Here is a 3430-nt window from a genome sequence, read left to right on the forward strand (position 1 = left end):
GGCGTCGACGGGCGGGGCGGGGCGCCGGGCGCCGGGGACCCCGCGGAGCCCGCGGCCCCGGGCTCCGGCGCCGTCTCGGGGCGGTTCCTCGCGCGGGCCACGCTGCTGTCGGCCGCGCTGTCGATGGCGGGGGCGGTGCTGGGGCTCGGGCGCGACCAGGCGCTCGCCCACTTCTTCGGCGCGGGCGCGGAGACGGACGCCTTCCTGGTCGCCTGGACGGTGCCGGAGATGGCGTCGACGCTGCTCATCGAGGACGGCATGGCGTTCGTGCTGGTGCCCGCGTTCAGCGCGGCGCTGGCGCGGCGGGCGTACGGGGCCGTCTCGCCCGATCCGGTACGGGCCCTGGTCGCCGCCTCGCTGCCCCGGCTGTGCCTGGCCCTCGCCGGTACGGCCGCCGTGCTGGTGGCGGGGGCGCCGCTGCTGGTCTCCGTCCTCGCGCCGGGCCTGCCCGACCCCTCGCTCGCCGTGGCCTGCACCCGGCTGACCGCGACCTGCGTGCTGAGCTTCGGGCTTGCCGGGTACTGCAGCGCGGCGCTGCGGGCGCAGGGCGACTACGTCGTCCCGGGCGCGATCTACGTCGCCTACAACGTCGCGATCATCGCCACGATGCTCGTCCTCGCCGCGCGCTGGGGGGTGCGGGCCGCCGCGCTCGGCGTCGCGCTCGGCGGCTGTCTGATGGCCGTCGTCCAGGCACCGTCCCTGTGGCGGCGCCTGGCGCGGCGGCCGGACCGCCCCGCGTCCGCGCCGGGCGGCGGACCGGCGCCGGACCGGGCGCTCGCGTTCGGACTCATCTGCGCGGTGCTGCTGTTCGCGCTGTGCCGGCAGTCGCAGGTGCTCATCGAGCGGTACTTCGCCTCCGGGCTGCCCGCCGGGGCCATCTCGCACCTGAACTACGCCCAGAAGGTCGCCCAGTTGCCGATGTCGCTGGCGATGATGGTGTGCGTCGTCACCTTCCCGGTGGTGGCGCGGGCCCTCGCCGAGGGCGACACCCTGCGGGCCCGCGACCGGGTCGAGCGGGATCTGGTGCTGATGGCGTGCCTGGTGCTGTCCGGCGCCGCCGTCGTGTTCGCCGCGGCGCCGCAGATCACCCAACTGCTCTTCCAGCGGGGCGCGTTCACGGCCGAGGACACCGCCGCCACCGCCGCCGTGATGCGGGTCTACGCGCTCGGGCTGCTCGGGCACACGCTGGTGGGGGCGCTCGTGCGGTCGTACTTCTCGACGGGGCGCACCACCTGGTACCCGCTGGGGGCGATGGGCGCGGGTGCGCTCGCCACCGTCGTGCTCGGCGGGTGGGCCGTGGAGCCCTGGGGCGCGCCGGGCATCGCCGCGGCGAACGCGGCCGGCATCACCCTGACGGCGCTGCTCCTGCTGCACGGGCTCGGGCCGCGCTCGGTGCCCGTGCGGGTCCGCCGGGTCGTCGCGGAACTGGCCCGGCCGGTGGCCGCCGCGGTGGGCGCCGCCGCGGCCGGACTGCTGTGCGCGTCCCTGTCCGACTCGCCCGCGGCCGCGGTCGCCGCGTCCTGCGCCGGTGCGGGCACCGCCTTCGTGCTGCTCGCCCGGCTCCTGGACGTGGCGGGGGTCCGGGTCCTGCTGTCCACCGTCACGCATTCCGTCCGCAGCTCCCTCTCACGAAAGCCTCGCCATGGTCGCTGACATCTCCGCCGCGCCCCCCGCGGCCGGACCCGAGCCAGCCTCGCGGGGCCGCGTCAAGCGGCGCCCCACCGCCTGGGTGGCCATGTACCACTCCGTCTCGGACTGCCCGGACGACCCGTACAACGTCACCGTCTCCCCCGCCCGTCTGGAGCGGCAGCTCGCCTGGCTGGCGGGCCGGGGGCTGCGCGGGGTGAGCGTGCGCGAACTCCTCGCGGCGCGGGCCCGGGGCGCCGAGCGCGGTCTGGTGGGGCTCACCTTCGACGACGGGTACGGCGACTTCGTCACCTGCGCGCTGCCCGCGCTGGCCCGCCGGGGCTTCACGGCGACGGTGTTCGTGCTGCCGGGGCTGCTCGGCGGCGAGAACGCCTGGGAGCCGATCGGGCCGCGCAAGCCGCTGCTGGACGTGGACGACATCCGCCGGGCCGCGGCCGCCGGCATGGAGGTCGCCTCGCACGGGCTGACCCACCTGGATCTGACCAAGGCCACCGAAGAGGTGCTGTACGCCGAGGTCAACGACAGCCGGGACCGGCTCGCCGCGATCACCGGCGCCGACGTCGACGGCTTCTGCTACCCGTACGGCTATCTCGACGAGCGGGCCGCGGCGGCCGTGCGCCGGGCCGGCTACCGCTACGCCTGCGCGATCACCCCCGGCCCGGCCGGCTCGGGCGACTTCGCCGTGCCGCGCATCCACCTCGGCGAGGCGGACGGCGCGGTGCGGCTGGAGCTGAAGCGGCGTCTGGCGCGGGTCTGCCGCCGTTCCCTGGAGGCGGTGTGAGAGTCCTGCACATCATCACCGGCCTCGGCGTCGGGGGCGCGGAGCAGCAACTGCGGCTGCTGCTGCGGCACCTCCCGGCGCGCTGCGACGTGGTGACCCTGACCAACCCGGGGCCGGTGGCCGCGGGGCTGGCCGCCGACGGGGTGCGCGTCACGCACCTCGGGATGAGCGGCAACCGCGACCTGGGCGCCCTGCCCCGGCTGACCCGGCTGATCCGCGAGGGCCGCTACGACCTGGTGCACACGCATCTGTACCGGGCCGGCGTCTACGGCCGGGTCGCGGCGCGGCTGGCGGGGGTGCGGGCGGTGGTGGCCACCGAGCACTCGATCGGCGCGACCCGGCTGGAGGGCCGCCCGCACACCGCGGGGGTCCGCGCGCTGTACCTCGCCGGGGAGCGCCTGGGCCACACCACCGTCGCGGTGTCGGCGACGGTCGCCGACCGGCTGCGGCACTGGGGCGTGCCCGCCCAGCGCATCCGGGTCATCCCCAACGGCATCGAGGCGGACCGCTTCCGCCACGACGAGGCACGCCGCGCGCGGGCGCGCGCCTTCTACGGGCTGCCGCGGGACGGGTACGTCGTCGGCGGGGTGGGGCGGCTCGCCCCGGTCAAGCGGTTCGACGTGCTGGTGGCGGCGCTCGCCCAACTCCCGGACGACGTACGGCTGCTGCTGGTGGGCGGCGGGCCCGAGGAGCGGGCGCTGCGGCGCACCGCCCGGCACCTGGGCGTCGCGGACCGGATGGTGCTGGCCGGGGAGCGGCCGTATCTGCCGGACCCGCACGACGACGCGCCGGACCTGCCCGCCCTGCTGTCCGCCATGGACGTGTTCGCCTCGCCGTCGCCGGAGGAGTCCTTCGGCCTGGCGGTGGTGGAGGCGCTGGCGGCCGGGCTCCCCGTGCTCTACGCGAGCTGTCCGGCCGTCGAGGACCTGCCGCCCGGGGCGGCGCCCGGCGCGCTGCGCGTCACCGGCGGCGCGGGGGCGTACGCGCGCGAGGTGCTGCGGC

3 protein-coding genes are annotated in these 3430 nt (G+C 77.3%); all 3 read left to right on the top strand.

The annotated features are described in order from the left end of the window. Positions 1-1653 (top strand): lipid II flippase MurJ (locus SZN_RS36290; protein WP_007505536.1); only part of this gene is annotated, 1653 nt, incomplete at its 5' end. Beyond that, a complete protein-coding gene (locus SZN_RS36295) occupies positions 1643-2428 on the top strand; it encodes a polysaccharide deacetylase family protein (protein WP_007505538.1) in 786 nt (261 codons plus the stop codon). The genes SZN_RS36290 and SZN_RS36295, both read left to right, overlap by 11 nt. Next, on the top strand, positions 2425-3430 hold a 1006-nt coding region (locus SZN_RS36300), incomplete at its 3' end, for a glycosyltransferase (RefSeq protein ID WP_007505540.1). The genes SZN_RS36295 and SZN_RS36300, both read left to right, overlap by 4 nt.

Origin of the sequence: Streptomyces zinciresistens K42 (assembly GCF_000225525.1) — a bacterium.
In the GTDB taxonomy this organism is placed as follows: Bacteria; Actinomycetota; Actinomycetes; order Streptomycetales; family Streptomycetaceae; genus Streptomyces; species Streptomyces zinciresistens.